Consider the following 4,346-nt stretch of genomic DNA (forward strand, 5'->3'; position numbering starts at 1 on the left):
GGGCGCGCGGCGCGCGGGGGCGGCGGCGAGCGTGCTCATCGGCGGGCCTCGCCGGGTCGGGACGGTGGCGGGGGGGACGGGAGGGCGGGGGGCCCGGAACGACGGGGTCGCCCGGGGGGGGGGGGGGGTCGGGGGGGGGGGGGGGCCCCCCCCCCGGGGGGGGGGGCGCCCCCCCCGCCGTACGGGCCCGCGCTTTCCTTTTGACAGGCTTTCCGATAGGATCGAAAGCGGTTTTGCATTCAAGCATGAGGGGACTACGATGCGCGTCAGCGATATTCTGAAAGTGAAGGGCAATACGTTGTTTACGGTGACGCCCGATAAGCCGCTGCGCGAAGCGGTCGATACGATGGCCGAGCACGACATCGGTTCGCTCGTCGTAATGGAGTACGGCGATCTCGTCGGGATGCTGACGTTCCGCGAAATCATCCTGCGCCTGCACGTGAACGGCGGCGCGATCGGCGACGTACAGGTGCGCAAGGTGATGGACGAGCCGCTCACGTGCACGCCGGAAACGGACGTCAACGAAGTACGCCGGATGATGCTCGAGCGCCATGCGCGCTACATGCCGGTGCTCGACAAGAAGGTGCTGATGGGCGTCATTTCGTTCTACGACGTGGCGAAGACGGTCGTCGAGGCGCAGAGTTTCGAGAACCGGATGCTGAAGGCGTACATCCGCGACTGGCCCGAATCGGAAGCCGAAGCGCACAAGCCGTGAACCGCGTCGCGCCCGGCGCCTCGATGCGTGGGCGCCGCCATCCGGCATGCGGCGGCGCAGGCGGGGCCTGCGCCGCCGTTTTTTCAACGACTACACAAGGCCCGCGCAGCTTCGCCAAGACGATGCGCGCGTATTCCGCATGAGCGATCATACGCAAGCCACTTCGGGGCAGCGCGACGAGCGGCGCGCCCACGCGTCGCAGTTCGACCTGCTGCGCGAACGCCGTTTCGCCCCGTTCTTCACGACCCAGTTCCTCGGCGCGCTGAACGACAACGTCTTCAAGATCGGCTTCACGTCGCTCGTCACCTATCACACCGCTCGGTTTTCAGGCGTTGACGCCAAGACGGCCGCGTTCCTGATTTCCGCGATCTTCATCCTGCCGTTCGTGCTGTTCTCGGCAACGTCCGGCCAGATCGCCGACAAATACGACAAGGCGACCCTCACGCGTTTCGTGAAGACCTTCGAGATCGCGCTGATGCTGGTCGGCGCGGCCGGTTTTGTCACGCACAGCGCGACGCTGCTGTATCTGTGCACGTTCATGATGGGGATGCACTCGACGCTGTTCGGGCCCGTCAAGTATTCGTACCTGCCGCAGCATCTCGGCGAGCACGAGCTGGTCGGCGGCAACGGCCTCGTCGAGATGGGCACGTTCATCGCGATCCTGATCGGCACGATCATCGGCGGCGCGGCCGCGGGGATCGAAGGCAACGGCGAGCGCGTGCTCGCGGTGAGCGTCGTCGTCATCGCGCTCGCGGGGCGGTTCGTCGCGCAGCGCGTGCCGTCGACGCCGGCGCCGCAGCCCGATCTCGTGATCAACTGGAATCCGGTCAGCGAGACCTGGCGCAACCTCGGGCTCGCGCGCCAGAACCGCACGGTGTTCCTGAGCCTGCTCGGCATTTCGTGGCTGTGGTTCGTTGGCGCGACGTTCCTTACATCGTTCTTCAATTTCGCGAAGGACGTGCTGTCCGCGAGCCCCGACGTCGTCACGATCCTGCTCGCGACGTTCTCGATCGGCATCGGCCTCGGTTCCCTGCTGTGCGAGCGGCTGTCGCAACGGCGTGTCGAGATCGGCCTCGTGCCGCTCGGCTCGATCGGCATCAGCGTGTTCGCGATCGAACTGTATTTCGCGAGCCACGCACTGCCGTCGCCCGGCCATCTGCTGTCGGTCGGCGAATTCCTCGCCGGCGCGCGCCACTGGCGCATCCTGGCGGACCTGTTCCTGCTCGCGATGTTCGGCGGCTTCTACAGTGTGCCGCTGTACGCGCTGATCCAGAGCCGCAGCGCGCCGACGCACCGCGCGCGGATCATCGCCGCGAACAACATCCTGAATGCGCTGTTCATGATCCTGTCGGCCGTGATGGCGATGGGGCTGACCAAGGCCGGCGTCGACATCCCGGGCCTGTTCCTCGTCACCGCACTGCTGAACGTCGTCGTTGCCGCGTACATCTACCTGCTGGTGCCCGAATTCCTGCTGCGCTTCATCGCGTGGGTGCTCGTGCACACCTTCTACCGGATCCGCCTGGTGCATGCGGAGCGGATCCCGGCGGAAGGGGCGGCCGTGCTCGTGTGCAACCATGTCAGTTACGTCGATGCGCTCGTGCTGGCTGCCGCGAGCCCGCGCCCGATCCGCTTCGTGATGGATCACAGGATCTTCAAGGCGCGCTTTGCGAGCTGGGTGTTCCGGCATGCGAAGGCGATCCCGATCGCGCCGCGCCACGAGGATCCCGCGATGCTCGCGCGCGCCTACGACCTGTGCGATGCCGCGCTGAAGGAAGGCGAGCTCGTCTGCATTTTCCCCGAGGGCAAGCTGACGAAGACGGGCGATATCAATACGTTCCACCACGGCATTACCGAAATCCTGGGGCGCACGCCGGCGCCGGTGATTCCGATGGCGCTGCGCGGGCTGTGGGGCAGTTATTTTTCGCGTCATTCCGACGCGCGGATGCCGCGGCCCATCAAGCGCGGCATGATGAGCCGGCTGACGCTGGCGGTCGGCGAGCCGATCCCGGCGTCGGTCGCGACGCCCGAAGCGCTGCAGGCCGCGGTGACCGAGCTGCGCGGCGCCCGGAAATAGGCGGGCGCCTGCCTGGGCGGCATCCGGCTGAAGCCGGACCCGGGCCGGCTCGAGCGGGCCTCCGGGCACGCCATCCGGGCTGCGCGTGTCCGTCCCGCGCGCCGGGCCGGCATTTCACGCGGCCCGCGTGCCCGAGACGGCTGGCATAATAGCGGCTTACCTCTTTTTCTCGACCGGCAAACGATCGGCCTGCCTGCTGTCCGGGCAGCGCATCGGTTTGCCCATTTCTCTTTGGGCGGTTCCATCATGTCCGGCAATACCCTCGGCACGCTTTTCACTGTCACGACCTTCGGCGAATCGCACGGTCCCGCGATCGGCTGCGTGATCGACGGCTGCCCGCCGGGGATGGGGCTGACCGAAGCCGACATCCAGGGCGAACTCGATCGCCGCAAGCCCGGTACGTCGCGTCACGTGACGCAGCGGCAGGAGGCCGACGAGGTCGAGATCCTGTCGGGCGTGTTCGAGGGCGTGACGACCGGTACGCCGATCGCGCTGCTGATCCGCAATACCGACCAGCGCAGCAAGGACTACGGCAACATCGTCGAGACCTTTCGCCCCGGTCATGCCGATTACACGTACTGGCAGAAATACGGCATCCGCGACTACCGCGGCGGCGGCCGCTCGTCCGCGCGCCTGACCGCGCCGATCGTCGGTGCGGGTGCGGTCGCGAAGAAGTGGCTGCGCGAGCGCTTCGGCGTCGAGGTGCGCGGCTACATGAGCGGCCTCGGCGAGATCGACGTGCCGTTCGTCGACTGGTCGCACGTGCACGAGAATCCGTTTTTCTCGCCGAATGCCGCAGTCGTGCCGGAACTCGAGGCGTACATGGATGCACTGCGCAAGGATGGCGATTCGATCGGCGCACGCATCGACGTCGTCGCATCGGGCGTGCCGGTCGGCTGGGGCGAGCCGGTGTTCGACCGTCTCGATGCCGATATCGCGAAGGCGATGATGAGCATCAACGCGGTGAAGGGCGTCGAGATCGGCGCGGGCTTCGACAGTGTCGCCCAGCGCGGCTCGGTGCATGGCGACGAACTGACGCCGGGCGGCTTCGTCGGCAACCACGCGGGCGGTGTGCTCGGCGGGATCTCGACAGGGCAGGACATCACGGTGTCGATCGCGATCAAGCCGACGTCGAGCATCCGCACGCCGCGCCGTTCGATCACGAAGGCGGGCGACGAGGCGACGGTGGAAACGTTCGGTCGCCACGATCCCTGCGTCGGTATTCGTGCGACGCCGATCGCCGAGTCGATGCTTGCGCTGGTGCTGATCGACCACGCGCTGCGCCATCGCGCGCAATGCGGCGACGTCGAGACGCCGACGCCGAAGATCGCCGGCAGCGCGACCTGATGCACGCGGGCGGGGCGGTCCCCGTCCCGTGCGCCGGGCGATGAATGCAAACGGGGCGCTGCGTGATGCAGCGCCCCGTTTCGTTTGCGGCGATCCCCGTGCGCGCCGCTTGCGGCGGCGCGTTGCGGCGATCACATGTTCGGGTAATTCGGCCCGCCGCCGCCTTCCGGCGTGACCCACACGATGTTCTGGGTCGGGTCCTTGATGTCG

4 protein-coding genes are annotated in these 4,346 nt (G+C 67.3%); 3 read left to right on the forward strand and 1 reads right to left on the reverse strand.

The annotated features are described in order from the left end of the window. Positions 1 to 259 precede the first annotated feature (259 nt). From GQ57_RS37765 to aroC, 3 genes are all read left to right on the forward strand, one after another. Positions 260 to 715 carry a CBS domain-containing protein gene (locus GQ57_RS37765; protein ID WP_006488504.1) on the forward strand — a complete coding sequence of 152 codons (456 nt, stop codon included), beginning with the start codon at positions 260 to 262 and terminating at the stop codon, positions 713 to 715. A 139-nt stretch (positions 716 to 854) separates the two neighbouring features. After that, entirely contained in the window at positions 855 to 2,789 is a 1,935-nt protein-coding gene (locus GQ57_RS37770) for an MFS transporter (protein WP_034200594.1), read from the forward strand. Between the two features lie 246 nt (positions 2,790 to 3,035). Beyond that, a complete protein-coding gene (gene aroC, locus GQ57_RS37775; protein ID WP_031403723.1) occupies positions 3,036 to 4,136 on the forward strand; it encodes a chorismate synthase in 1,101 nt (366 codons plus the stop codon). A 131-nt stretch (positions 4,137 to 4,267) separates the two neighbouring features. Here aroC and GQ57_RS44545 read toward each other — a convergent pair. Then, a partial coding sequence (locus GQ57_RS44545; RefSeq protein WP_148092509.1) for a 4Fe-4S dicluster domain-containing protein occupies positions 4,268 to 4,346 on the reverse strand: 79 nt, incomplete at its 5' end.

Source organism: Burkholderia sp. MSh2 (assembly GCF_000731655.1).
GTDB classification, from domain to species: domain Bacteria; phylum Pseudomonadota; class Gammaproteobacteria; order Burkholderiales; family Burkholderiaceae; genus Burkholderia; species Burkholderia paludis.